At 72.8% G+C, this 24,492-nt stretch carries 20 protein-coding genes; 11 read left to right on the forward strand and 9 right to left on the reverse strand.

Features of this window, described 5'->3' with window-relative positions; genetic code table 11:
- Positions 1–27: 27 nt before the first annotated feature.
- On the reverse strand, positions 28–183 hold the full coding sequence (locus tag ACZ9QC_RS19795) for a hypothetical protein (protein ID WP_472921337.1): 156 nt from the start codon (positions 181–183) through the stop codon (positions 28–30).
- A gap of 341 nt (positions 184–524) precedes the next feature.
- Complete coding sequence (locus ACZ9QC_RS19800) at positions 525–1,466, reverse strand: LysR family transcriptional regulator (RefSeq protein ID WP_472921338.1); 942 nt, start codon at positions 1,464–1,466, stop codon at positions 525–527.
- 116 nt (positions 1,467–1,582) lie between these two features.
- Between ACZ9QC_RS19800 and ACZ9QC_RS19805 the strand changes: the two genes are divergently transcribed.
- On the forward strand, positions 1,583–2,608 hold the full coding sequence (locus ACZ9QC_RS19805) for a winged helix-turn-helix domain-containing protein (protein WP_472921339.1): 1,026 nt from the start codon (positions 1,583–1,585) through the stop codon (positions 2,606–2,608).
- Positions 2,609–2,800: 192 nt separating this feature from the next.
- Entirely contained in the window at positions 2,801–3,532 is a 732-nt protein-coding gene (locus ACZ9QC_RS19810) for a hypothetical protein (protein WP_472921340.1), read from the forward strand.
- A gap of 49 nt (positions 3,533–3,581) precedes the next feature.
- Here the strand turns inward: ACZ9QC_RS19810 and ACZ9QC_RS19815 are convergent, their stop codons facing one another.
- Positions 3,582–4,085, reverse strand: coding sequence for an MSMEG_6728 family protein (locus ACZ9QC_RS19815; RefSeq protein WP_472921341.1), 504 nt, complete (start codon positions 4,083–4,085; stop codon positions 3,582–3,584).
- 38 nt (positions 4,086–4,123) lie between these two features.
- Positions 4,124–5,650 (reverse strand): lysostaphin resistance A-like protein, encoded by a 1,527-nt coding sequence (locus ACZ9QC_RS19820; protein WP_472921342.1) that lies wholly within the window; start codon positions 5,648–5,650, stop codon positions 4,124–4,126.
- A gap of 101 nt (positions 5,651–5,751) precedes the next feature.
- On the opposite strand from ACZ9QC_RS19820, the gene ACZ9QC_RS19825 reads away from it, so the two are divergent.
- A complete protein-coding gene (locus ACZ9QC_RS19825) occupies positions 5,752–7,887 on the forward strand; it encodes a sensor histidine kinase (protein ID WP_472921343.1) in 2,136 nt (711 codons plus the stop codon).
- 28 nt (positions 7,888–7,915) lie between these two features.
- Here the strand turns inward: ACZ9QC_RS19825 and ACZ9QC_RS19830 are convergent, their stop codons facing one another.
- The 3 genes from ACZ9QC_RS19830 to ACZ9QC_RS19840 all read right to left on the reverse strand — a co-directional run bounded on the left by ACZ9QC_RS19830 (position 7,916) and on the right by ACZ9QC_RS19840 (position 10,570).
- Complete coding sequence (locus tag ACZ9QC_RS19830; RefSeq protein ID WP_217180088.1) at positions 7,916–8,128, reverse strand: DUF4287 domain-containing protein; 213 nt, start codon at positions 8,126–8,128, stop codon at positions 7,916–7,918.
- A gap of 186 nt (positions 8,129–8,314) precedes the next feature.
- On the reverse strand, positions 8,315–9,403 hold the full coding sequence (chvE, locus tag ACZ9QC_RS19835; RefSeq protein WP_472921739.1) for a multiple monosaccharide ABC transporter substrate-binding protein: 1,089 nt from the start codon (positions 9,401–9,403) through the stop codon (positions 8,315–8,317).
- 450 nt (positions 9,404–9,853) lie between these two features.
- Positions 9,854–10,570 (reverse strand): polysaccharide deacetylase family protein, encoded by a 717-nt coding sequence (locus ACZ9QC_RS19840; RefSeq protein WP_472921344.1) that lies wholly within the window; start codon positions 10,568–10,570, stop codon positions 9,854–9,856.
- Between the two features lie 254 nt (positions 10,571–10,824).
- On the opposite strand from ACZ9QC_RS19840, the gene ACZ9QC_RS19845 reads away from it, so the two are divergent.
- On the forward strand, positions 10,825–12,456 hold the full coding sequence (locus ACZ9QC_RS19845) for a tetratricopeptide repeat protein (protein WP_472921345.1): 1,632 nt from the start codon (positions 10,825–10,827) through the stop codon (positions 12,454–12,456).
- A 354-nt stretch (positions 12,457–12,810) separates the two neighbouring features.
- Here the strand turns inward: ACZ9QC_RS19845 and ACZ9QC_RS19850 are convergent, their stop codons facing one another.
- Complete coding sequence (locus ACZ9QC_RS19850; protein ID WP_472921346.1) at positions 12,811–13,434, reverse strand: hypothetical protein; 624 nt, start codon at positions 13,432–13,434, stop codon at positions 12,811–12,813.
- A gap of 315 nt (positions 13,435–13,749) precedes the next feature.
- Complete coding sequence (locus tag ACZ9QC_RS19855) at positions 13,750–15,282, reverse strand: SDR family oxidoreductase (protein WP_472921347.1); 1,533 nt, start codon at positions 15,280–15,282, stop codon at positions 13,750–13,752.
- Positions 15,283–15,579: 297 nt separating this feature from the next.
- Here ACZ9QC_RS19855 and ACZ9QC_RS19860 point away from each other — a divergent pair, with 297 nt between their 5' ends.
- The 7 genes from ACZ9QC_RS19860 to ACZ9QC_RS19890 all read left to right on the forward strand — a co-directional run bounded on the left by ACZ9QC_RS19860 (position 15,580) and on the right by ACZ9QC_RS19890 (position 24,489).
- Positions 15,580–16,695: a sugar ABC transporter substrate-binding protein gene (locus ACZ9QC_RS19860; RefSeq protein WP_472921348.1), complete on the forward strand. Its 1,116-nt coding sequence runs from the start codon at positions 15,580–15,582 to the stop codon at positions 16,693–16,695.
- Positions 16,696–16,731: 36 nt separating this feature from the next.
- The gene (locus ACZ9QC_RS19865) at positions 16,732–17,508 is read left to right on the forward strand and encodes an ATP-binding cassette domain-containing protein (protein ID WP_472921349.1); all 777 of its coding nucleotides are present in this window, start codon (positions 16,732–16,734) and stop codon (positions 17,506–17,508) included.
- Entirely contained in the window at positions 17,499–18,794 is a 1,296-nt protein-coding gene (locus tag ACZ9QC_RS19870; protein WP_472921350.1) for a sugar ABC transporter permease, read from the forward strand. Before ACZ9QC_RS19865 ends, ACZ9QC_RS19870 begins: the two co-directional genes overlap by 10 nt.
- A gap of 329 nt (positions 18,795–19,123) precedes the next feature.
- Positions 19,124–20,023, forward strand: a complete 900-nt coding sequence (locus tag ACZ9QC_RS19875; protein ID WP_472921351.1) for a hypothetical protein — start codon at positions 19,124–19,126, stop codon at positions 20,021–20,023.
- A gap of 648 nt (positions 20,024–20,671) precedes the next feature.
- Positions 20,672–22,441 carry an FAD-dependent oxidoreductase gene (locus ACZ9QC_RS19880; RefSeq protein ID WP_472921740.1) on the forward strand — a complete coding sequence of 590 codons (1,770 nt, stop codon included), beginning with the start codon at positions 20,672–20,674 and terminating at the stop codon, positions 22,439–22,441.
- Positions 22,442–22,642: 201 nt separating this feature from the next.
- The gene (locus tag ACZ9QC_RS19885) at positions 22,643–23,071 is read left to right on the forward strand and encodes a hypothetical protein (protein ID WP_472921352.1); all 429 of its coding nucleotides are present in this window, start codon (positions 22,643–22,645) and stop codon (positions 23,069–23,071) included.
- A 263-nt stretch (positions 23,072–23,334) separates the two neighbouring features.
- On the forward strand, positions 23,335–24,489 hold the full coding sequence (locus ACZ9QC_RS19890; RefSeq protein ID WP_184906007.1) for a SchA/CurD-like domain-containing protein: 1,155 nt from the start codon (positions 23,335–23,337) through the stop codon (positions 24,487–24,489).
- The last annotated feature ends 3 nt before the right edge of the window (positions 24,490–24,492 follow it).

The following is a 24,492-nucleotide window of genomic DNA, read 5'->3' on the forward strand; positions in this document are numbered from 1 at the left end:
GGTGATGTGGTTCGGCCGTGGCTTTGGTCAGAGGCAGTACCAGCGGACACACGTGCTGGCGGCCGCCTTCGTACGCTGGGGGATGTCCTGCTCCAGTTCGCCGATGACGAGGTCGAGTTCCTCCTCGGCGGACGTCCCGGCCTCGATGGTGGTCCGGATGTCGGCGGTCACGGTGTAGGTCATGGTGATCCTCCTGGATCGACGAGTGGTGATCGGAAGAGGTGGAGCGCCACGGCCGGGCTCGGCCGACAGGGCCGGCGCCGGAGTCGCCAGGCCGATGGCACCCTTCACGAGAGGTGAGGGAGAAGCCCCGTCGCGACGGCGATGATCACACCCGTCTCGTCCGGTGCCCGGCCATGACAGCCGGTTCCCCCTCCGAACGCCGCGGCGGCCGGTCGAGCCGCTGCTTCAGCACATCGTGCGGCGGTGGCCGTCTCCACCGCCATGTTTTCGATGCTCGTCGAAAACATGGGTCCCCTTCCGGCCAAGTGGCCGGGAAGCCGCCGGGACGGGACGGGCCCTGATCAGAGCTGGGCGGGGTGAGCCTGGCGAAGGACGTGGTGGGCCGCCTCGCGCAGGGCGGTCACGGTCGGTTCGTCGCGGTGGTCGGGGAGCCAGGCGAGTTCGGCCGTGGACACACCCAGCTCGGGGCAGTGGACGTAGGTGACGCCGGTGCGCGGATAGAGGTGGCGGGCCGCGGAGGGCAGGAAGGCGATCGCCTGTTTCTGGGTGACGGCGAAGACCATGGCCTCGGTGTCCCTGATGACGGGGCCGTAGCGGACGGGCGTGCCGTCGGGACGCGGGTTGACGGTGAGGTGGTCCCACCACGCGCGGGGCACCTCCGGGGGCATGTCGACCACCGTGCGGTCGGCGAGGTCGGCCAGGGTGACGGTCTCCCGGCCCGCGAGGGGGTCGTCGGCGGGCAGGCAGACCACCCGGGTCTCGGTGGCCAGACGCAGGGACTGGATCCCGCCGGGCAGCGGGCCACGCAGGAACGCGGCGTCGACCTCCCCGGCGAGCAGGGCACCGAACATGTCGACGAAGGTCAGGTTGCGGACCTCGATCTCCAGGTCGGGGTGGAGTTCACGGAGATGGGCGAGGACGGCGTGCGCGTGCGGCATGGCCGCTTCCGCGCCGAGGCTGCCGATCAGCAGACGCCCGCGCGCCGTTCCGGCGTGGCAGTCCGCGGTCCGCCGTAATCGGGCCATGGCGTCGACCACCGCCCGCGCCTCCTCGGCGAGTGCCCGGCCGGCCGGCGTGAGCCGTGTGCCCCGCCCGCCGCGTGCGACGAGGGTGACACCGAGCCGCTGTTCCAGCGACCTGATCTGCTGGCTGAACGCGGGCTGGGTGACGTAGACGCGTGCCGCGGCCCGTCCGAAGTGGAGCTCCTCGGCGAGAACGAGGAAGAGCCGGAGCTGGTGCAGGCTCGGTTCTCGCACCCCACCAATGCCGCGACCAGGGCTCATGGAGAAAAGGCTATCGACGCGAATCCGATCCTCTTCTCATTCTCGACTTCTCCGTACCGATCATCTGCGTCACGATCACAGGAGTTGTTCCCGGGACACGAGCGGCGAGGAGCCATGTGCTTCGCATCCACTTCGGCTGGCGCGACCTGGAGAACGTACGTCTGGTTCAACAGCCTGATCCCCTCTGGGAGTTGATGTGTGCCGTCTGTCGTCTACAGACGGACGAGGGGCCGTTGGAGTTCGGGCACTGGCGTCAGCGGTCCACCCACCTGCTGTCGCGGGACAGCCGCGCCGACACCGCCCTGCGTACGCTGCGCACCCTCATTCCGGCCACCGGATACATCCCCGACTTCCTGACGCCTCCGGTCACCGGTGAGAACCTGGACGCGGCGCTCGACAGGGTCCGCGCCACCCCCCGTGAACGGCTGGTGGCCGAACTCGCCCAGCTCGCCGCGTCGCGGCCGTTGCCGCTGCCGGCATGGGTGCGAGGCCCGCACGAACGGCACACCTCCACCCTGCTGATGACCGCCGACGCCCTGCGGGACTCCTTCCGGGTGCTGCTGGAACCGTACTGGCGGCAGGTGCGCTCGGCGGTGGGCGACGACGTCGCCGTCCGCGCCCGGGCCGCGCTCGGCGGAGGCACCGGGGCTCTCCTCGCGGGGCTGCACCCGTTCGCCCGGTGGAACCCTCCGTATCTGGACGTCGACTATCCCGTCGAGCGGGAACTGCGCCTGGAGGGACGCGGACTGACGCTCGTGCCGTCGTACTTCTGCTGGCGAAGGCCCACGGCGCTGGCCGACCCCGGCCTCGATCCGGTCCTCGTCTACCCGGTCGCGAAGCAGCCGTTCGACCACGCGCTCACCGGCGAGGAAGGGCTGGAACGCCTGTTGGGCCGGACGAGGAGCGCGGTCCTCGCCGAGGTGGCCGGTCACCGCACGCGCACGACGGCCGACGTGGCCCGGGCGCTCCGGCTGGCACCGGCCAGTGCGAGCTATCAGATCGGGGTCCTGCGCGGGGCGGGACTGATCGTCAGCCGCCGGGCCGGCAAACGGGTCGAGCACTCGGCGACACCGCTGGCCCATGGACTGCTGTCCGGCAGCGGGTCGCCCCTGCGACGGGAACCGATGTTCCGCTCCGGGTAGGCGTCCGTTCGGGACACCGGGGAGACAGGGCGGGGCCCGGCGGGATACGGGGCAGGGCCGCACACGGGGCATGGCCGCACCCCGGGCGCGGCGCGCGTCGGGCGGCCCGTGCGGACGTCGTCCGGTCGTCGCCCATGACTGTGGGAGGCGCTCCGACGGTCGTCGACGGTGGGTGTGTGGTGGAGTGGCGGCATGAGCGACATCGAGACGATCACGGTGCCCGACCTGCTGCGGGGCTATCCCGGAGTGGCGTTCGGCGGGTACGTGGCGGGGGTGCTGGCCCGCCGTGCGGAGGCCGGGGCCGTGCGGGTGGACTTCCGGCGGCCGACGCCCGTCGAGATGCCGGTGGGGCTCGCGCGGACCGCCGACGGCGGGGCCGTGCTGACCGGTGCGGACGGGGACCTCGCGGTGGCCGTGCCCGACGACGAGGACCTCGCGGCGCTCGGCGTACCCGCACCGCCTTCCTGGGCGGAGGCGACCACGGCGGCCGAGGCCTATCGCGCGGCGCCCCCGACGGGGTCCGTGGACTGCTTCGGATGCGGGCTCGACCGTACGCCCGACACCGGGCTCCGACTGCACTGCGGAGGCGTCGCCGGGCGGGAGGTGGTGGCCACCGCCTGGACGCCCGGGACCGCGCTCGCGGACGCCGACGGGATGCTGCCGGCGGAGTTGGTGTGGGGCGCGCTGGACTGCCCGGGGAACGCGGCGGGCCGGCTGCTCGGGACCATGCCCGAGGGCGCGGTGACCGCCTCGCTCGCCGCCCGGCTGCTGCGGCCGGTGCCGATCGCCTCGCGGCTGGTGTCGTACGCGTGGGTCGTCGCGGAGGAAGGACGCAAGCACCGGGTGGGCGCCGCCCTGGCCACGGCCGAGGGAGACCTCTGCGGCGTTTCCTCGGCCCTGTGGGTGGCCCCTCGGCAGGGCTAGCGCCACGCCCGCCCGGCGGGTTCGCTCCGTCCGCCCGCCATATCAGTCCCTACGCGGCGGCGCCGGGGCTCCCGTCGGCGGGCGGAGGGGTCTCGCGGTCCGAGGCCGGCCAGACGTACGGCAGATCGTCCGGCTCGTCGGGGAAGGCCGGGGTGTAGAGGTCCGGGTCCTTGCGCAGCAGCGCCGAGCGGTGGCTGCGGTGGAAGTCGTCGTCGCCGAGCCAGGGCGGGAGTTCCCCGGCGGCGGCCAGTCGTCGCTGGTAGCGGTTCCGTGCGCCGGGGCGGAACGCGGTGAAGTCGGCGACCAGGGTGGCCGCGCAGCTGTCCTGGTGCCCCTGCTCGCTCCACACCTCGCAGACCTCCAGGCCGTAGCGGACCAGCGCCTCCTCGTACCCCGCCCACATGCGGACGGCCGGATGCCGGCGCCACCCGTACCCCGGCACGATGAGGCCGCGCAGCACCTGCAGCGCCTCGACCCGCTGTTTGCCGAGCCGGCGCCGGTCCAGGACCAGCGCCGAGGCACGGAAGTCGGGATAGGGGAGGAAGGTCTGCATGCCGTCGCCCCTCACTGCGGATCGGAGACGCCTGACGCTCAGGGGGTCGGGGTCCTCTCGGACGCGGTCGTCGCGCACGGCGCCGGGTACCCGCCCTCGGCGGGGTGAAGACCGTGGGCAGGGTGAAGACTGTGGGCAGGGTGAGGGCCGTAGGCCGGGTGGGGACCGTAGGCCGGGTGAAGGCCATGGACCGGGTGAGGACTGTGGGCCGGGTGGGGACCGTGACCGTTGGCGGCGTGCGGAGCGTGGGTCGTCGTGCCTCGGCGGCGGGCCAGATACAGGACGACGACGGCGTAGAGGACGACCAACGGGACGTCGACGGCCAGCATCAGCCCGCCCATGTCGGCGGCCGTCTCGTCCGTCGCGAGGCCCCCGGCGAACGCGGCCATGAAGCCCATGGCGAGCAGGTTGTTGAGCACGTGCAGGGCGATCGCCGCTTCGAGGCCGCCCGTGCGGACGGTCAGCAGGCCCGCGACGAGGCCGAACACCACCAGGTCGACGAAGCCCCAGGGTGTCCCCCAGCCGTGCGCGGCGGCGAAGAGCACCGCCTGCGGTGCGACCGCGACCCACGGTGAGCGGAACCAGGCTCCGACCGCCTGGGAGAGCCAGCCACGGAAGACGTACTCCTCGGCCGCCGCCTGGAACGGTACGAGCAGGCAGACGACCGCGAGGCCGAGCAGGAACGGGGACAGCCCGGCCCAGGTCATCTCCTGACCGCCGCCCTCGGGGTCGGGCAGGAGCAGGGATATGCCCAGGATGGCGGCGGACACGGGGAGCGCGATCGCGAGGCACAGCCCCAGCCAGCGCCACCGCAGGGCGCCCGTCACCGACGAGACCGTGCCGACCGGGCGGCGCTGGGTCCACCGGGCGGCCAGCAGCACCACGGGGATGCACAGGGCGAGGGAGAGCAGGGCCAGGGCGGTGTCGCCGATCCCGCCCCACAGGACGTTGCCGTCGGCGTCACGGGGACGGTCGAGGACCACTCCGGCGATCTCGGAACCGGCGAGCACGGCGAAGGCGGCGAGGACCGCACCAAAGAGCACGACAACGGTCCCCAGCAAGGGCCGCCACCACCCACTCGCACCGGCCGCCAAGGCCATCCGGTGGTAGGGGAGGGGCGGGCCGGGCGGCGCGGGGACCGGGGGCGGATACCAGGGCAGGGTGTGATGGGGGTTGAGGTGGGAGTCGGGGTGGGGGTACGGGTGGGGGTTGCCGTGCGGCGACGGGGTCCCGGGCGCGGCAGGATTGCCGGGCCCGGCAGGATGCCCGGGCGGCGCGGACAGGCTCCCGTACCCGGGCGGGCTCGCCTCGGCGGCGGAGCCCCCGTGGCCGACCAGGCTCTCCCGCGCGACGAAGCCCCCGTACGACGGCATACTCCCCCACGCGGTCGATCCCGCGCCCGCAGTCGAGCTCCCGCCCGCGGCCGACCCCCCACCTGCGGCCGGGCTCGACTCCGCGGCCGGGCTCGCCTCCGCGGCCGGACTGCCGTACTCCGGCACAGCGCCCTCCCCGGTGGGCAGTTGTCGCGGATCGTCGTCGTTGTCGAAGGTGTGCCTCGTCGCCATACAGAGAAGCATCCCCGGCGGCGGTCGGCTCCACGTCGGCCGTGGGCAGGACCCCCGCCTCCAACCTGGGATAGGCACCGCCCCGCCAGCGAGCCGAAAGTATGATCGACCGCATCATGGGGCACCTACGGAACTGGCTGCTGCCCGCACTTCTGGCGGTCGCGCAGCTGTCCGCCTGGCCCGGGCTCGCACTCGCGCGCGGCGAGACGGTGGAGGCGGTGCCGCTGGCCGTCGGCCCGGCCGTGACCGTGGCGGCCACCGCCGTTCTGGGGGTACGCCGGCGCTTCCCCGTCGCCGCCGCGCTCACCATCGAAGCCCTGCTGACCGCCGGGCTCGCCCTACCGGACCGCGCACTGATCGCCGCCGCCGTGGCAGGCGTGATCGCGCTGTACTCGGTAGCCGTACGGCGCCCGGCCCGCACCGCCGTCCTCGTCGCGTCCGCACTGGTCGCCTCGGGAACGGTCAGGGCCCTGCTGCTGTACGACTCCCCGGTGGACGTGGGCGGCGAGGCGCTGGCCAGTGTCGTGGTCTACGCGGGAACGGTGGGCGTCGGCCGCAGCCGCCGCCGCTGGCTCGCCGGACGGCGGGCCGCCGAACGGGAACTGGCGCGGGCCGAGGCCGTACGCGTCACCGCGGCCACCACGGAACGCCACCGGCTCGCCCGTGAACTGCACGATGTCAGCGCGCACCACCTCACCTCCGTCGTGGTCACCGCGAACGCCGCCCGTCACGTCGGCGACCGCAACCCGCAACTGACCGCCGACGCACTGCGGTTGGCGGCGGAGGCCGGGCGCGAGACCGTCGCCGCGCTGAACCGGCTCGTCACGGTGATGCGGACCTCGGCGGCCGACGAGGAGAGCCCCCTCGCGGAGCGCGTCGCCGAACTCGTGGCGGGATGCGTGCGCCTGGGCCAGCGCGTCGACGTGAGCATCGCCGCCGGCGCGGCCGACCTGACGGGGCCGCCCGCCGAGGCCGCCTTCGGCATCGCCCGCGAGGCCCTCACCAACACGCCGCGCTACGCCCCCGGCGCGACGGTACGCGTGGTGATCCGCGACGACGCCGGAACACTGGACGTCCTGGTGGAGGACGACGGCACACCCCCACCACCGACCGACACCTCACCGACCGTCACCACTCCGACGCCTCCCGCCCCGGCCACACCTGACGGTACGCCCGCGGCCTCCACCTCCACCGCCGCCCCCACCACCCCCATCCGCACCCCCGGCGTGGTCGCCGCGGCGGCGCGAGGGCTGGGAGCCGGGCGCGGTACCGCCGGGATGCGGGATCGGGCCGTCGGGCTCGGCGGGACCCTCGTGGCGGGCCCCCGCGCGGACGCTCCGGGGTGGTCGGTGCGGGCCCGGCTGCCGCGTCCCCCGACCGGCGCGGGTGTCACCTCGGTCCTGCCGCAGTGGAGTTGGACCGACGCGGCGACCGTACTGGCCCTCGCGGCGCTGCCCGTCGTCGCCGTCCTCATCGAGCGGCCCGCCGCCACCGCCGTGGCCTGCCTGCCCGCCGTCCTCCACGCGCTGCCCCTGCTTTGGCGGCGCCGGGCCCCGTGGACCGTTCTTCTCCTCGTGCTGGCCGCCGCCTGGATCCCGGCGGCCTGCCTCGCGCTCGGGCTGCTGCCGGCGGACGTGGCCTGGGCGCTGACCGTGGCGGGGGTCTGCGCGGACGGTGTCGCCCTGCACGCGGTCGCGGCCTTCGCGGGACCCCCCGGCCGCACCTGGCCGGCGATCGGACCGGTGGCCACCGGTCTCGCGACGACGACGGTCGCGCTGGACGCGCTGGACGGCTTCGACACGACCGGGGCGGACGGCCTCGGGCTCTGGTTCGGCGTCTTCCTCGCCGTCGTCCTCGCGGTGCCCCTGGCCCTGTTGGCGGCCGGCGTCTGGGGCTCGGGCGTGTTCGTCCGCAGGCGGCGCGAGCGCGTCACCCGGCGTGAGGACAGCGCGTTGACGGCGGTGGTGTGGTCCGCCGTCGCCGAGGCGCACGAGGAGCGGCAGCGGATCGCCGCCGAGTTGCGTCAGGCCGTGCTCCACCACGCGCACGAGGTGGTGGCACACGCCGAACGTGACGACCTCGACGGCGCCGCGCGGCAGGCCAGAGCCGGCCTCGCCGCCATGCGCGAACTCCTGGCCGTCCTGAAAGCGGCGACCGGCCCCGTCCCGGAAGGAACGACCGGCCCCTTCCTGGAAGGAACGACCGGCCCCTTCCTGGAAGGAACGACCGGCCCCTGACGGCAACGCGACGGCAGGGGCGACCCGTTCAGCCCTCCGCCCGTTCCGCGAGCGTGTGGGCCACGAGCGCGTTGGCGTGGCCGTGCCCGAGACCGTGCTCGCTCTTGAGCCAGGCGACGAGTTCCATGTGCCTGGTCAGCGGCGAGGACCGGATCAGGTCCTTCCACTCCGCGATCGGACGGCCGTACTTCTTCTCGATCGAGGGAAAGTAGCTCGCGGGGCCCTTCACGGGTGCGGTCATGGCGGTCGTGTCCTCTCCTGTCCTGCGGGTCTTCGCAGGTGATGTGTGATGTGCGATGTGTCCTGCGGTCGTCGTAGGTCATGACCGGCGGGGACAGGAGAAGTCATCGACGCCCGGAAGTGACCCGGCCCACACCGGATCACCCCGGTCCGGATCACGCCCGGCCCACATCACTCCCGGTCCGGATCACTTCAGGTCTTCGGCCGTGTAGTAGTCGCTGCCGAGCAGGACGTACTCGTAGTTGGACTTGTCGACGCTGATCGGCTGGAGCAGATACGCGGGCACGGCCTTGACGCCGTTCTTGTAGGCGCGCCTGTTGTTGAGCTCCGGTGTCTCGCCCCTGAGGATGTCGTCGGCCATCTTCGCGGCGACCTCGGCGAGTTGGCGGAGATCCTTGTAGACGGTCTGCGACTGCTCGCCCGCGACGATCGACTTCACCGAGGCCAGTTCGGCGTCCTGACCGGTGATGACGGGGACGGGGTTGCCGGCGGTGCCGTAACCGTCCGCCTTCAGGGCGTTCAGGACGCCGATGGAGATGCCGTCGTACGGCGAGAGCACCGCGTCGACCTTCTCGGTCCCGTACGACTCGGCGAGCAGCTTGGTCATGCGCTTCTGCGCGGTCGGCCCGTCCCAGCGCAGCGTGGTGATCCGGTCCAGCTCGGTCTGGCCGGACCGGACCACCAACTGCTTGTTGTCCAGGTACGGCTGGAGGAGGTGCATCGCGCCGTCGTAGAAGTACTTGGTGTTGTTGTCGTCGGGGGAACCGGCGAACAGCTCGATGTTGAACGGGCCCTTGCCCTCGTCGAGGCCGAGCTTGTCGATGATGTGCCGGGCCTGGAGCCGGCCGACCTGCTCGTTGTCGAAGGAGACGTAGTAGTCGACGTCCTTGGTGCCGAGGATGAGCCGGTCGTAGGAGATCACCGGGATCTCCGCGGCGGCGGCCTTCTTGAGCACACCGCCCAGGGACTTGTTGTCGATGGCCGCGACGATGAGGGCGTCGACGCGCTGCTCGACCAGCTTCTCGATCTGCGACACCTGGGCCTTCGGGTCGTCGTCGCCGTAGACCAGTCTGGTCTTGTACCCCTTGGTCTCCAGATCCTCCACGACGCTCTTGCCGTCGGTGAGCCAGCGCTCGGAGGCCCGGGTCGGCATGGCGATACCGATCGTGCCGCCCCCGGAAGCGGCCTCGCCGGCCTCGCCGCCGCAGGCGGACACGGTGAGAGCGAGGGAGGTCGCTCCCGCGAGGGCTGCGAGGACGGCTCTTCGGTTGCGCATGGTGGTCATGTCCCGTTCTGGTCGTCGTGGGGGGCAGGGTGACGGCGCGCCGGACGACCGCGGGAGGGCGGCGGAGCGGAGCGGGTGGCCCCGGAGAACATCCGCTCCACGGCCGGGCGGGCCAGGGGAGGCCGGCCGGGTCGTCGAGGGCTCGCCACACAGCGGCTGTTCCGACCCCGCCGCCGGAGCGCGCGCCGCCGCACGGGGTCGGGCCGCGTCTCGCCGCTCCGACCACGTGGGTGCTGCTTCTTCCGGTGATACGCGGGCACGTGCCTTTCAACCGTTCGAAATCTCGTCACATGGTCGGAATGCTGGCGAGACATTAGGAGGGTATGTGCGGGGTGTCAACGGAACGAACACGAATGGTTGCAGAGACGTGTGGGGTGGGTGGGGCGGGTGAAGCGCACCCACCCCAACTGCCGTTTGCGGCCGTGCCCGTGGAGGCGCTGGTCAGGGGCGGTAGGCCGCGCGGTTGTGGTAAGTGACCTTGCCGACGGGGAGCTTGGTCGGGGCGAAGAGCTGGTCGACCGTGACGAAGTGGAAGCCGCGGGCCTTGAGGGCCTTGATGATGCCCGGCACCGCGTCGACCGTCGTCCGGTGGATGTCGTGCATGAGGACGATGTCGCCGGGCCTGGTCTCGGCGTTGACGTACTTCACGAGCCGGGCCGTGTCCTTGTACTTCCAGTCGAGGGTGTCGACGCTCCAGTGCACCAGCGGGCGCCCGGCGGCCGAGCGCACGGTCGCGTTGTGGGCGCCGTAGGGGGCGCGGAAGGTGGTGGGCTTCTTGCCGGTCGCCTGCTTGATCGCCGTGTCCGTGCGGGAGAGCTGCGACTTGACCTTCGCGGCGCTGAGCTTGGTCAGGTTCGCGTGGTCCCAGCTGTGGTTGCCTATCTGGTGACCGGCCTGCGCCGCGGCGCGCACCGTCGCCGGGTTCTTCTGGACGTTGGTGCCGACGGCGTAGAACGTCGCTCTGACGTCACGGTCGTTGAGGATGCCCAGCAGCCGCTGGGTGTCCTTGACCGGCCCGTCGTCGAAGGTCAGGGCGACGCACTTCACCTTGCGGCAGTCGACGGCCTGGGGCGCGGCGGAGGCGGACGTGGCGGTGCCGAGGAGCGTGGTGGCGCACAGGGCCGTGGTGACGGCCGAGATGACGAGGCGACGGTGCATCGGGTCCTCCGGTGACGGTGAGCTTCCCTGGAACGTCCCTGAACTTCCCTTGCGGGCAACGGACTTCCTTGTTTGACGCACACGGCACGGCCTTGGATGTACGTGCGGGGCAGCGCGATTCGGAGGGGTTCGTGCCGGTTCGGGGCGCGCGAGCGACTTTCTCGGCGAACACCCCTGAGATCTCAGCAACTCCCTTTGTTTACAAGGACATTGGGAGGGGAGGACCCGTTCGGGGCCGGGCTGGGGGAGGGCGTATGAAGTGGCGTCGTCGGCCGAAGTCCGATGCCCCCGCGGGCGGTGCGCAGCCGGGGCCCGACCCCACGCGGGACGCGGACGAGGCGGGCGAGGACGCCGACGCGGGACTCAGACGCCGCGTGGGCGAGCTGTTCACCGAGGCTCAGGTGCTGATGCTCAGCGGGCGGCCCGACGAGGGCGTGCCGCTGCAGCAGGAGGCCCGGCGGCTGATGTACGACCTGATCGAGCGGCACCCGACGGACCACGCGGCCAAGGCGATGCTCGGCAGTGTGCTGTACGGCCTGGGCTCCACGCTGACCAGTGCGAACGAACCGGGACAGGCCCTCGACGCCCTCACGGAGTGCGCGACCCTCTACGAGGAACTCGCCCGGCAGCCGGCCGGACTTGGCGGGAACGCCACGTCTGGCGGGAACGCGCCGTCCGGCGGGGACACCCCATCCGGCGAGCGCGCGCCGTCCGGCGGGGACACCGCCTCCGGCTGGTACACCGCGTCCGACATGGTGCCGCTCCTCGCCGACGTCCACGCGCGCAAGGCGCACGCGTTCAGCGTGCTGGGGCACGGGGCGTCCGCCCTCGTCGAGTCGGACGAGGCGGTCATGACGTATCTGGGCCTCGGCGCCGACGCCACGGACAGCCCTCACCATCTCGACCTCGCCCGTGTGCTGAGCCTGAACGCGGGCGTGCTGTACAGCTTCGGCGACCGGGACCTCGCCGTCTGCTCGGCGGACTGGGCCGTCCGGTACTACCTGGCCAAGGCCGAGTCGATCAACAGCGGCCCCCTCGCCGAGGCCGTCACGCACGCGCAGTATCTGCGGGAGGCCGCCGGCATCGCGGCCCGGATCCACACCGAGCAGGGCAGGCTCTCGATCGCCATCGGAGCCGGGACCGCCCACGTGCAGGCCGCACGTGGCCTGGCCCAGTCGGACAGCCCGAACGACCGCACCCATCTGGCTTCCGCCCTCACCCGCCACGGCCTCGATCTGCGGGTCGCGGGCCGTACGGCCGAGGGCAACGAGCTCATCCGGGAGGCCCGGAGCATCGATCCCGCCGCAGAGGCCGACGCCACCCGGGAGTGGCAGGTGCTGACCGGCCGGAGTCCGGAGCACGGCGGCAGGCGCCCGATCGCGTCGTACTCGGCGGCGGTCGCCGCCGCGACCCGTGTCCTCGGGGAGGACGCGGTGCCGTCGATCCTGCGCGACCTCGCGTTCGACCCGTCGGCCGGGGCCACGACCGTGACGCCGTCCCTGCGCTGCGAGCCGCAGACCGCCCCCGTCCTGGCGACCCTGTTCGCCGAGGCCGCCCTCGGTCTGCTGCGCGCCCCGGGCTCCGACAACGCGGACGCGGCCGGTGTCCTCGGACTCCAGGCGCACTGCCTGTTCGCCGCGGCCTCCCGGGGCCAGGCCACGCTCATGCGCTCCCGGTTCCACGAGTTCGGCGGCACCTGGGCGCGGCTGCTGCTCGCCCTGATCGCCGCGTGCGAGGCCGATCCCGAGGGTGCGGCACTCGCGGAGGATCTGACGGGCTGGCTGGGCGGCGTCGCGCTGCGCCTCCAGCCGTTCACCCTGACCGACGGGGCGACCCGACGGCTGGTCGAGGAGTGCACCGCCCTCATCGAGCGCCGGGACATCTGAGAGCCGTACGGCGTGCCGAGCCGACGAGCCACGGCACCCGGCACCCGGCACCCGCCGGATACACGCAGGGCCGGACAGCCGACAGATGCACGCGGGGCCGGACACCCGGCAGACACATGACCGGGGGCGCGGCGCACGTCCCTCGAACTCGACGACGAGCACGGCAACTGCGTCGCGGTCCTCACCCGGTTCGGCATCGTGGGGGAGCACGTGCACGGGGCGCGGGAGCACTTGGCGGCATCGCTGCCAAACGCGTAGGAGTACGGCGGAGTCCAGCTGACCCTGCGGTACGGGCCGTCCTTCCACCCCCCTCCGGAGGAAGGACGGCCCCGGCGTTTCCCGGTGCCCGCCCGGTCAGTACAGCTTGTTGACGGCCGTGGTCGTGGTCTTCTTGAAGGCGGCCACGGGCGCGTCGGTGAAGTCGCCCATCTGCCCCCACTGGACGACGGTGACGGTGTTGCCGTCCCGCCCGACCGACAGCAGGGCGACGTCGGTGGCGCCGCCCGACGTCTCGGTGTTCACGCCGCGGACGCGCGCGCCCTCCTCGACCGCCAGCGTGCCGTAGTCCCGGCCCTCGGCGTCGATGTCGGGCGAGCCCGCTTCCAGGCGGTCGGCGCAGGTGCGGAACAGGTCGTCGTAGTGCTTCGCCAGGCCCTTGGCCAGAGCGGGTGTGGTCGCTACGACGGTCAGCTGCACGGCGCGGGTGTCCACGTCGGTCCGGAACTCCCGGTGCCGGTAGTCGTAGTCGGACACGTTCTCCGTGTGGAAGCAGAGGTCGAGCGCCGCCGGGACCCCCTCGCTGACCCGCCCGGCGGTCCAGGACGACGACGGGTGCGGGGGCAGCTGGGACGCCGACAGGAACTTGGGCGCGGCGGCCTTCGTGGCGGCCCCGGCGGCCGGCGCCGTCAGCACCGAGCCCGCCGCGAGGGCGACGACGGCGAGGGCGGTGAGAGCGCTGGTACGGATGCGCTTGGACATGGGTGTTTCCCCCGATGAGTGAGTGGTGCGTGGACATGAGCGCCCCGAAGGGACCGGCTGGTCGGCCCGGCCCTGCTCGGTGCGACACCAAGAGCATCAGCGGTCCCGGCAACCGAACGCAACAGCCACCGCCCCGTCGAGCCCCCTGGAACCATCCCAGCCCACTTGACCTGCGGATACGTGGGTGCCTGGGATGGCGTCGCGGGCCGGGCGGGGCCGTCGCGGACGAGGGAACCCACCTCGCCGACGCCTGCACGTGGCCGAGTCACGCGGCAGGCGGTTGCCCGCGCCGGACACGGACCCGCCCGGGGCACGTCAGGAGCGCACGGTACGGACGGGTGCGGAGCCCGTCGTCTCGTCGGCCACGGCCTCCGCCGCGTCCGCGATGTTGCGCGCCATCCTCCCGAACACCGCCGCGTGGAAGGGCGCCACGCTCCACCAGTACACATGCCCCGCCAGCCCGTGCGGATGGAACAGGGCGCGCTGCCGGTAGACCGTCCGCCCCTCCTCGTCCCGGTCGACGGTCATCTCCAGCCAGGCCAGGCCCGGCAGCCGCATCTCGGCGCGCAGCCGGAGCAGCCGGCCCGGCTCGATCTCCTCCACCCGCCAGAAGTCGAGGCTGTCGCCGATCCGCAGCCGGGCGGCGTCCCGGCGGCCCCGGCGCAGCCCGACCCCGCCGACCAGCCGGTCCGCCCAGCCGCGCAGGGACCAGGCCAGGGGCGAGGAGTACCAGCCGTTCTCGCCGCCGATCGCCTCCACCACCCGCCACAGCGCCCGCGGCGGCGCCGAGACCGTGCGCTCGCGGTGGTCGCAGTAGAGGCTGCCGCCCGCCCAGTCGGGGTCCGTCGGCAGCGGATCGCTCGGGGCGCTGGGCGTGGCGGCGGAGGACCACCGGGTCGCCACGTCGGCGTCCCGTACGCGCCGCAGGGCCAGCGCGATCGCCCGGTCCAGGCCGACCGGCCCCTCCGGCGGGTCGGGGACGTACCGGACGATGTCCCGCTCGCCGCACACCACCTCGTGCTTCAGCGACTCGACGAGCGGGCGCGCGAGACTGCCGGGCACCGGGGTGACCAGCCCGACCCACAGACTGGACAGCCGTGGGGTGAGCGGCGGCACGGGCACGATGACCCGCTTCGGCAGCTCCGCGACGGCCGCGTACCGCCGCATCATCTGCTCGTACGTGACGACGTCCGGCCCGCCGATGTCGAAGGTCCGGTTCACGTCCTCCGGCAGGCCCGCGCAGCCGACGAGGAGGCGGAGCACGTCCCGGACCGCGATCGGCTGGATACGGGTGCGCACCCAGCTGGGGGTCACCATCACGGGCAGCCGTTCGGTGAGATGGCGGAGCATCTCGAACGAGGCCGACCCGGACCCGATGATCACGGCGGCCCGGAGCACGGCGGTGGGGACACCCGAGGCCAGCAGCACCCGGCCCACTTCGGCGCGGGACCGCAGATGGGGCGAGAGTTCGCGCTCGGGGACTCCGGCGGGGGTCAGCCCGCCGAGATAGACGATCCGCCGCACCCCGGCGGCCCGCGCCCGCTCCCCGAAGATCTCCGCCGCACGCCGGTCGGTCTCCTCGAACCCCCGCCCGGTGCCGAGCGCGTGCACGAGGTAGTACGCGACGTCCACGCCCTCCATGGCCGCCCCCACGGACTCCGCGTCCGTCACATCCCCACGCACCACCTCCACCCGCCCGGCCCACGGATGGTCCCGCAACTTCCCGGGCACCCGCGCCAGACACCGCACCGAGTACCCGGCCTCCAACAACTCGGGCACGAGCCGGCCCCCGATGTACCCGGTGGCACCGGTGACCAGGCAGCTCAGCGGGCGGTCGTCATCGGCCACGGGGTCGGGAGCATGAGCCGTACGGGTGGTAGGGGCGGAAGGAGTGGTAGGGGCGGTATGCGTGGTACGGGTCGTGCGGGACGTGTTCATACCGGCACCGGCCTCTGTGTCGCGGCTCGCGGCTCCCCCGGCCCATGCTCAGCGCCACGCAGAGGCCCCGCAACCTCGGCACGAAGCCTGCCGCACCAGGGGTCTCGCCTCACCCGCCCGCCCACCCTCTTGACTACGCTGGACGACAGACGTCCATAACGGGGCAAGGCTGAGCAAGATCAGGCAAATATCCCTAAGGAACCGACCATGGGTCTCGGCGTCGGCCGTACGGCCGTGAAACGTAGGTCCCTCAGCCGGGCGGGCGCGGCCCTCGTGGTCGGTGCCGGCCTGGTGCTCACCGGAGCATGTGGTGGCGGGGACGGCGGGAGCGGGGATGAGAGCCTCACCGTCGGCGTGCTGCTCCCCGGCGGCGGAGCCTCCCGCTTCGGGCAGTTCGACAGACCCCTGATCGAGAAGCGGCTCAAGGAACTGTGCCCCGGCTGCCCGGCGGCAGCCGTCGCCGCCACGGCCGAGCCGGCCGTCCAGCGACAGCAGCTCGACGCGATGATCACCAGAGGCGTCGACGTCCTGATCGTCGCCGCCGTCGACGCCAAGGCGCTGCGCTCGTCGGTCGAGGCCGCCGAGCGGGCCGACATCCCGGTCGTCGCCTACGACCGGCTCGCCCAGGGCCCCATCTCCGGCTACGTCACCTTCGACGGCGACACCGTCGGCAAACTCCAGGCCCAGGAACTGCTGAAGGCCATGGGCGACAAGGCGGACGGCGGGCAGATCGTCATGATGAACGGCGCCACCACCGACCCCAACGCCGGCTGGTACAAGCGCGGCGCGCTCTCCGTCCTGGAGGGCGAGGTGAAGATCGGCAAGTCCTACGACACCGTCGGCTGGCGGCCGGAGAACGGCTACGTCAACATGAGCGGCGCCATCTCCGCCCTCGGCGCCGAGAACATCGACGGCGTCCTGGCCGCCAACGACAGCCTCGCCGGCGCCGTGGTCTCCGCCCTCAACGCCAGTGCGGTACGGCCGCTGCCCCCGGTCACCGGGCAGGACGCCGACCTGGTGGCCATCCAGCGCATCGTCCAGGGCAGCCAGCACATGACCGTCTACAAGCCGTTCGAGCCCGCCGCCGACGCCGCCGCCGAGATGGCCGTCGCCCTGGGGCGCGGCGAGGCGGTCGACGACATCGCCACCGGCACCGTCGACAGCCCCACCGACGAGAACGTCCCGGCGGTCCTCCTCCCCTCGGTCGCGGTGACGGTCGACAACATCGAGGAGACTGTGGTCAAGGACGGTATGTACACCGTTGACCAGATCTGCACCCCGAAGCTCCGGCCCGCGTGCGACAAGGCCGGGCTCACCCCATGAGCCTCGGCAGAGCGGCACCGTCCAGGAGGTGACCCGGTGGTTCAGCCCCTGCTGGCGCTGCGCGGCGTCTCCAAGCGTTTCGCCGCCGTCCACGCCCTCGTGGACGTCGAACTGGAGATCAGGGCCGGTGAGGTGGTCGCCCTGGTCGGCGACAACGCCGCCGGGAAGTCCACGCTGGTCAAGGTGATCTCGGGCGTCGGTCCGCCCGACAAGGGCGTCATCGAGTGGGAGGGCGAACCCGTCCAGATCAGACGCCCCCAGGACGCCCAGCTCCTCGGGATCGCGGCCGTCTACCAGGACCTGGCGATGTGCGGCCACCTCGACGTCGTCGGCAACCTCTTCCTCGGCCGGGAGATCCACCGCTTCGGCATCCTCGACGAGGTGGAGATGGAGCGCCGCACCCACGAGCTGCTGCACACCCTCTCCATCCGCATCCCCGACGTACGCGTCCCGCTCGCCACCTTGTCCGGCGGGCAGCGGCAGGTCGTCGCGATCACCCGCTCGTTCGTGAGCGCGCCCCGGCTGCTGCTGCTCGACGAGCCCACCGCCTCCCTCGGACTCGAACAGACCAACCAGCTCCTCGACCTCATCGAGGAACTGCGCGACCGGGGCACCGGAGTGCTCCTCATCAGCCACAACATGGGCGACATCAAGGCCGTCGCCGACCGCATCGCCGTCCTGCGCCTCGGCCGCAACAACGGCCTGTTCGACGTCAGCACGACCTCCCAGGAGCAGATCATCTCCTCCATCACCGGCGCGGTGGACAACACGGCGGGCCACCATCCGGCCGACCCGGAGGAGACATGGCCGTGAGGGGGACCGGAGAGGGGAGCCCCCGGGAAGGGGGCTCCCAGGACGACGCGCACCGGTCGAAGGCCGGGCGGCGGTCGCCCGCCGGGCGCCGCTGGTACGGCGAGCGCCCCCGCGCGTACGCGCACGCCGTGCGCCGCCGGGTGCACGAGGGCGAGCTGGGCCCCGTGCCGGCGCTCCTCGCCCTCGCCGTGACCTGGATCGTGTTCCAGAGCCTCAACGAGAACTTCCTCTCCCCGCGCAACCTCTCCGTCCTCAGCGTCGAGATCGTGGGCACCGGCATGGTCGCCGTCGGCGTCGTCTTCGTGCTGCTGATCGGCGAGATCGACCTCTCGGTGGGCTCGCTGGCCGGGCTCTCCGGCGCCCTGTTCGCCGCGCTGAACGTGAACCACGGCATGCCGGAGGGCCTCGCCGTGCTCGTCGCGGTGGCCTGCGGCGCGGCGGCCGGGGCGGTCCACGGATTCGTGTTCACCAAGATCGGCGTGCCCGCGTTCGTCGTCACCCTCGCGGGCCTGCTGGCCTGGAACGGGCTGATGCTCTACCTCCTGGGCCCGGAGAGCTCCATCAGCTTCAGCGGCGACGGCCTGGTCGCCGAGCTGACCAGCCTCTCCTTCGGCTCCACCGCCGTCACCTACGGCCTCGCGGCGCTCGGTCCGCTCGCGTACCTCCTCGTCTGCCTCCGCGACCGCGCACGCCGGGGCGCGGCCGGGATGCCGTACCGGGCGAGGGGCGGGATCTGGGCGCGGACGGCGCTGCTCGCGCTGGTCGCCTTCATCACCGTCCACGTCCTGGACCGCTTCGAGGGCCTGCCGCTGGCGCTGCTGATCTTCCTCGGCGTCGTCATCGCCTCGGACCTCTTCCTGCGCCGCACGGTCCACGGCCGTCAGGTCATGGCGCTGGGCAGCGGCGTGGAGGCGGCGCGACGGTCCGGCGTCGACGTGTCCCGCGTACGGATCGCGGTGTTCGTGGTGTCGGGGACCCTGGCCGCGGTGGGCGGTCTGTTCGTCGCGTCCCGGCTCACCTCGGCGACCCAGGTGCCTGGCTCCGGGATGCTGCTGATCAACTCGATCGCCGCCGCGGTCATCGGCGGCACCAGTCTCTTCGGCGGCCGGGGCTCGACATGGTCCGCGCTGCTCGGCGTCCTCATCATCCAGTCGATCGCCTCGGGCATGGCCCTGCTGGGGGTCCAGCCGGCCGTCCAGTTCATGATCACCGGCGGGGTCCTGCTCGTCGCCGTGGTCTTCGACGCTCTCGCCCGCCGGGCGGCGGAGTCCCGGGGACGGGTGTGAACGGTTCCCTCGCCCCCTGCGCCACAGGTGCTCCACGAAAGCACTGACGCACCCCCAGAAGCGCAGTGCGACAGGCCCCGTGACCTCGCTCCGCGAGGCGGCGGCTCTTCCCACGCACCCGCCGACCATCCACCGACCACCCGCCGCCACGAGCATCGCTTCGTCCCGGCCTGCCCCGACACGGCCTGTTTCATCTGCCGCGGCCGCCTGCCGACGTGACCTCTTTCACCACCGCACCCCGTCGGCACCGGGATATTTGCCCCTGTCGGGCGGCTCCTGGGGATGGCCAGGATGGCGAAGTCACCCCACCCCCACGCAAGGAGCCCCGGATGACCACCGAAGGCACCCGTTCCGCCCAGTCCCACCGCAACCGGTCCTCGAAGCGCAAACTGACACTGCGCCTCGTCCTCGTCGGGGCGGCCGTCACCGGAGCGGCCACGCTGCCCAGCGCGTATGCCGCGCTGGTACCGGAACCTCCGTCGGCCGTCCTCGATCTGAGCACGTCGGAGTCGTTCGACACCGGCGCGCTGATGGCCAAGCTCTGCCCCGCTCCCCGCAAGGTGGACTACTGGACGGACGTGACGCACTGGTTCTACGACCCCGCGACCGGTGAGGTCGCGGAGGACCCCTCCAAAGGCATCGGCGAGGCCCAGCCGATCGACGCGCTGATCCACCAGGTCCAGGGACACTGCGAGTTCCCGGTCACCGACGTCAAGGACGACATCGGCAAGGCCCAGGTCGTCTCCCGCCCGCTGGTCAACTGCGGGGACGAGGTCACCCTCCGCGAATCGGTGACCCAGGACTTCACGACCAGCGAGACGTACACCACCAGCGTCTCCGTCGGGGGCGGGTTCGACCTCGCAGTGATCAAGGACGTGCTCTCGCTCAGCGGAAACGCGTCCGTGACCCAGTCCTGGGCGTTCGGCAAGTCGAAGTCGATCTCCCGGGCGGTGACGATCGACGTACCGGCCCGGACCAAGGGCTACTTCGAGCGGGTCCCGGTGATCCGGACCGTGGTGAGCCAGCCGGTCTTCGTCATCGAGAAGATCGCCCGGATCGACCAGGACGGCCAGACCGACATCAACGGCTGGAACGACACGGGCAACAAGCGCATCACCTCGCCGGCCTTCCAGACCAGTTCGTCGGCGGACGTGCTGGACGCCAACGATTTCCCCTCGGGCACCATCCGGGCCCAGGACGATCCGGTCACCGCCGCGGACTGCGACTGACCGAGGGCCCCGCCCACCCGCGTCGCCGCCGGGCCGGGTGCGGCGGCGCACGGTCCCTCACAGGCATCCGCACCGCGCGGGGCGCGCCACCGCGAACACGGCGAGCCCGCGCGGACCTGGTGGTCAGCCGTCCGGCCGCGAAGGCGGCCACGCGCACGCTCATCGGCGCCGCGTGCGTCGAACCGGCGCCCCGGGGGAACAGCTCCACCTCGCTTGCCGGGCCGATAGGCCAACGCGTGTTCGATGCCGACAGCACCAGCCTCGACGACCGCGGTAAGGGCAGCGCGGACGCCTGTCCCGGCACCGCCGTCAGCGGCTTCCCCCACGCCTTTTGTCCTCCTCCGACCGCACCTCGGCACCGGACACTCCTCGGCGTACGCGGTACTCGAAGCCGCTGGTCCCAGCCGAGGTGCCGGAGTCGTTGGCTCATGGCCCCAGCCTCCATGCGCTCTGCCGGGCCCGGCAGAGCGCATGTCGTCAGCCGCACCCGAGCACCTGAGCGACCGGCGGCCGCGCGCACCGCCGCCGAGCGCCCCCTAAGCGGGTGAAGCCCGGTCCCCTCCTCCCGGTGCGGGGCATGGATGAAGCCCCCGGCCCCATCCGGACGAGTCGGCGGACACGACGCGCTGGAGTTGAGCGATGAACGCGATGAAGCACAGCCATGAGACGGGGTCGAACCCCGAGACACAGCAGAGGACCGAGACGCGGCAGAGGCCCGATCGGAGCGACCCCACCGGCAGCCGCACCCACCACGTTCCGGTCCTCGTCGTCGGGGGTTCCCTCGTCGGCCTGTCGACCTCGGTGTTCCTGGGGCGCCTCGGGGTGCCGCACACCCTGGTGGAGCGGCACGCCGGCACCTCCATCCACCCGCGCGGCCGCGGCAACAACGTCCGCACGATGGAGCTGTTCCGCACGGCCGGCGTAGAGGAGGGCATCCGCCGGGCCGCCGCCACCCTGGCCGGCAACCACGGCATCCTGCAGACGCCCACCCTCGTCGGCGACGCGGGCGAGTGGCTCTTCAAGGAGATCGACGCGGGCGGCGGACTCGCCCGGTTCAGCCCCAGTTCCTGGTGTCTGTGCAGCCAGAACGACCTGGAGCCGGTGCTGCGGGAGCACGCCGAACGGCTCGGCGGCGACCTGCGCTACAACACCGAACTGCTGTCGTTCGACAGTGACTCCTCCGGTGTCACCGCGATCGTCAAGAGCCGCGAGACCGGCGAGCACACCACCGTCCGCGCCGACTACCTCGTCGCCGCCGACGGCCCCCGCAGCCCGATCCGCGAGCAGCTCGGCATCGGCCACAGCGGCCCCGGCGACCTGTTCCACAACGTCAGCGTCACCTTCCGCTCCCGCGGCCTCGCCGAGGTCGTCGGCGACCGCCTCTTCATCGTCTGCTACCTGACGCACCCCGACGCCGACGGGGCGCTGCTGCCCGTGGACAACCGGGAGAACTGGGTCTTCCACCTGCCCTGGCACCCCGAACACGGCGAATCCCTGGAGGAGTTCACCGAGGAGCGCTGCGTCGAGCACATCCGCCGCGCGATCGGGGTGGCGGACCTCGACGTCGAGATCACCGGCAAGGCCCCCTGGCACGCAGCCCAGCGCGTCGCCCGCGGCTACCGGTCGGGCCGGGTCTTCCTGGCCGGCGACTCCGCCCACGAGATGTCCCCCACCGGGGCGTTCGGCTCCAACACCGGTATCCAGGACGCCCACAACCTCGCCTGGAAGCTGGCGGCGGTGCTCGGCGGCTGGGCCGGGGAGGGCCTGCTGGAGACGTACGACGCCGAGCGCCGCCCGGTGGCGGAGGCGACCAGCGCCCGTGCCGCCGCCCGCTCCGTGGAGCACAGCCACCCCGGCTTCGCCCCGCCCCCCGGCGTCGGCGGTGGTGGCGGCGGCCCGCAGCGCGGCATCCTCAACGTGGCCCTCGGCTACCGCTATCCGCGGGGTGCCGTCCTCGGCACCGACCCCGCGTCCCCGGTCGTCCCGGAACGCCTCGACCTGTCCGGCGCCCCGGGCAGCAGGGCACCCCACATGGCGGTACGGCACCGGGGTGAACCCGTCTCGACGCTGGACCTCTACGAACGCTCGCTCGTCCTCCTCAGCGACGCCGACGCCGCTGAGGACGCCGCTGCCGACGCCGCGGCCGGCGGTGCCGGTTCGGGTGGCTGGCACGAGGCCGCCCTCCGGCTGGCCGAGGAGATGTCCCTCCCCCTGACCTCGTACCGGATCGGCGAGGGCCCCGCCGCCGACCTGACGCCCGAGGGCGACGCGGACTGGGCGGAGGTCCACGGGACGGCCCCCGGCGGCGCCGTGCTCGTCCGGCCCGACGGGTTCGTGGCCTGGCGGGCGCCGGGGCCGGTCCCGGACGCCGAGGCGCACCTGCGGGAGGTCCTGACCACGCTGCTGGCGCGGGCCTGAGTCCATGTCCCCGGGCCGGGGCCCGACCCGTCTCCTTCGTGAACTCGCCTGACAGGGCGGGCGCGTTCACCCGCATTCACCCGAGTGATCGTCTTGAGTGGTGAGGGGGAGACAGCTGTCTGACGGTGGATCACGTCGGGGGCGGGTCACCACAGCTGACGAGGCGTCGGCTGCCCGCCCCGTCGACGGAAGGATCGTCAGATGCGCTCTGTACGAATGCTCATGGCCACCGGGGCGGCCTCGGCCCTCCTCGCGTTCGGCGCGCCCCTCGCGTACGCGTCCGGGGGCTGGGACGAGGCGGACTCCTCCTACAGCGGCAAGCAGGACAGCGGGTCCTCCAGCGAGAAGCAGGACGGCGGCTCCTGGAGCGGCAAACAGGAGGACGGCGCCGCCGGTACCAAGCAGGAGGACGGCGCCGCCGGTGCCAAGCAGGAGAACGGCTCCTGGAGCGGCAAGCAGGACGAGGAGTCCTGGGGCGGCAAGCACGAGAAGCCCAGCGGCGGCGTGCACACCGGCGGTGGCGGCCTCGCCGCCCCGGCCGTGACCGCGGGCGGGCTGGCCGTCCTGGCCGTCGCCGGGACGGGGCTGTACGCGGCGCGCCGCAAGAAGACCGCCGCAAGCGTGGCCTGACCGTGCCGGCCCCGATAGCCGCGTGACCGGCCGCGCCGCACGACGGCCCGGCCGGTCACGGCGAGACCTGCGGTCGGCGGCCCCCTCCGCGGCCCCGTCACCCACCCGGAGGCCCCGTCACCCGCCCGGTGCACCGGTCACCCGCGCAGTGCATACGAGTCGCGCGCCCCGTGGGCCGGGCTCAGGATCGAGGCACGCCGACGTCACGCCGATCCGGGCGACGTCCGTCCTTGTCTGCCCCCCACCGAGGAGATGTGCGCAGGATGACCACCACGTCCGAACGTGTTTCCGAGTCACTGCGGCGACAGGTGTCGCAGCGGGTCTCCCAGTCCGTCTTCGACGGCTCCCGGCTCCGCGTCGTCCTCCTCGTGGACGTCTACGACGGCGCCCAGCAGCAGTTCCTGGAGGCGTACGAGCAGCTGTGCAACCAGGTCGCGTCCGTCCCCGGGCACGTCAGCGACCAGCTGTGCCAGTCCATCGAGAACCCCTCCCAGTGGCTGATCACCAGCGAGTGGGAGAGCGCCCCGCCCTTCCTCACCTGGGTGAACAGCGAGGAACACGTGCAGATGGTGCGACCGCTGCACGACTGCGTCCGCGACACCCGCTCGCTGCGCTTCCACATCGTCCGCGAGACCGGCGGCCCGGCCGTGGCGGCCGAGGCCGGCGAGCGCCGGCTGCAGACCTCGCCCCGGATCGGCGACGGCCTGATCCGGCACGCGCTCACCTTCACGGTCAAGCCCGGCAGCGAGGAGAAGGTCGCGAAGATCCTCGCCGACTACGCCGCGCCTGAGCCGAGGGTCGACGACACCACCCGGCTGTGCCGCACCTCCCTGTTCATGCACGGCAACCGGGTGGTCCGGGCCGTCGAGGTACGGGGCGACCTGCTGGCCGCGCTGCGGCACGTCGCCCGGCAGCCCGAGGTACGGGCCGTCGAGGAGGCCATCAACCCCTATCTGGAGCAGGACCGGGACCTGGACGACCCCGACTCGGCCCGGGTCTTCTTCACCCGCGCGGCGCTGCCCGCCGTCCACCATGTGACGGCCGGCCAGGAGAGCCCGGACGCCGTACGGCACGCCCTGTACTACCCGGCCCGGGAGGGCCAGGGGCTGCGGCTGGCCGAGCTGCTCGCCCGGCAGGACGAGGCGGCGGCGGACGACCCGCAGGGCCCGGTGCTGCGCAGCACGATCTTCCAGCGCGACGACATCGTGGTGCGGCTGGTCGACGTGCGCGGCGGGCTCGACGCCGACCCGGGCCCCGTGCTCGGGCTGACCGACCGCGCCCGCGCGGCCGAGCTGACGGCGCTCCTCGACGGCGAGGCCCTCGGCATGGACGGCTCGCCGCGGGACGACGCCCCCGCCCGGCTGCTCACGGTCGCCCGCATGGACCTCGTCACCGACCGCCGGGCGCCCGACGCCTGACCA

Source organism: Streptomyces sp. HUAS MS02 (genome assembly GCF_055702265.1).

Coding starts and splice junctions, on each gene's coding strand:
- ACZ9QC_RS19880 (WP_472921740.1), top strand. CDS start 20,672: ATGAAGCACAGCCATGAGACGGGGTCGAACCCCGAGACACAGCAGAGG.
- ACZ9QC_RS19810 (WP_472921340.1), top strand. CDS start 2,801: ATGAGCGACATCGAGACGATCACGGTGCCCGACCTGCTGCGGGGCTAT.
- ACZ9QC_RS19890 (WP_184906007.1), top strand. CDS start 23,335: ATGACCACCACGTCCGAACGTGTTTCCGAGTCACTGCGGCGACAGGTG.
- ACZ9QC_RS19795 (WP_472921337.1), bottom strand. CDS start 183: ATGACCTACACCGTGACCGCCGACATCCGGACCACCATCGAGGCCGGG.
- ACZ9QC_RS19850 (WP_472921346.1), bottom strand. CDS start 13,434: ATGTCCAAGCGCATCCGTACCAGCGCTCTCACCGCCCTCGCCGTCGTC.
- ACZ9QC_RS19860 (WP_472921348.1), top strand. CDS start 15,580: ATGGGTCTCGGCGTCGGCCGTACGGCCGTGAAACGTAGGTCCCTCAGC.
- ACZ9QC_RS19870 (WP_472921350.1), top strand. CDS start 17,499: ATGGCCGTGAGGGGGACCGGAGAGGGGAGCCCCCGGGAAGGGGGCTCC.
- ACZ9QC_RS19830 (WP_217180088.1), bottom strand. CDS start 8,128: ATGACCGCACCCGTGAAGGGCCCCGCGAGCTACTTTCCCTCGATCGAG.
- ACZ9QC_RS19875 (WP_472921351.1), top strand. CDS start 19,124: ATGACCACCGAAGGCACCCGTTCCGCCCAGTCCCACCGCAACCGGTCC.
- ACZ9QC_RS19800 (WP_472921338.1), bottom strand. CDS start 1,466: ATGAGCCCTGGTCGCGGCATTGGTGGGGTGCGAGAACCGAGCCTGCAC.
- ACZ9QC_RS19885 (WP_472921352.1), top strand. CDS start 22,643: ATGCGCTCTGTACGAATGCTCATGGCCACCGGGGCGGCCTCGGCCCTC.
- ACZ9QC_RS19815 (WP_472921341.1), bottom strand. CDS start 4,085: ATGCAGACCTTCCTCCCCTATCCCGACTTCCGTGCCTCGGCGCTGGTC.
- ACZ9QC_RS19825 (WP_472921343.1), top strand. CDS start 5,752: ATGATCGACCGCATCATGGGGCACCTACGGAACTGGCTGCTGCCCGCA.
- ACZ9QC_RS19845 (WP_472921345.1), top strand. CDS start 10,825: ATGAAGTGGCGTCGTCGGCCGAAGTCCGATGCCCCCGCGGGCGGTGCG.
- chvE (WP_472921739.1), bottom strand. CDS start 9,403: ATGCGCAACCGAAGAGCCGTCCTCGCAGCCCTCGCGGGAGCGACCTCC.
- ACZ9QC_RS19820 (WP_472921342.1), bottom strand. CDS start 5,650: ATGGCGACGAGGCACACCTTCGACAACGACGACGATCCGCGACAACTG.
- ACZ9QC_RS19840 (WP_472921344.1), bottom strand. CDS start 10,570: ATGCACCGTCGCCTCGTCATCTCGGCCGTCACCACGGCCCTGTGCGCC.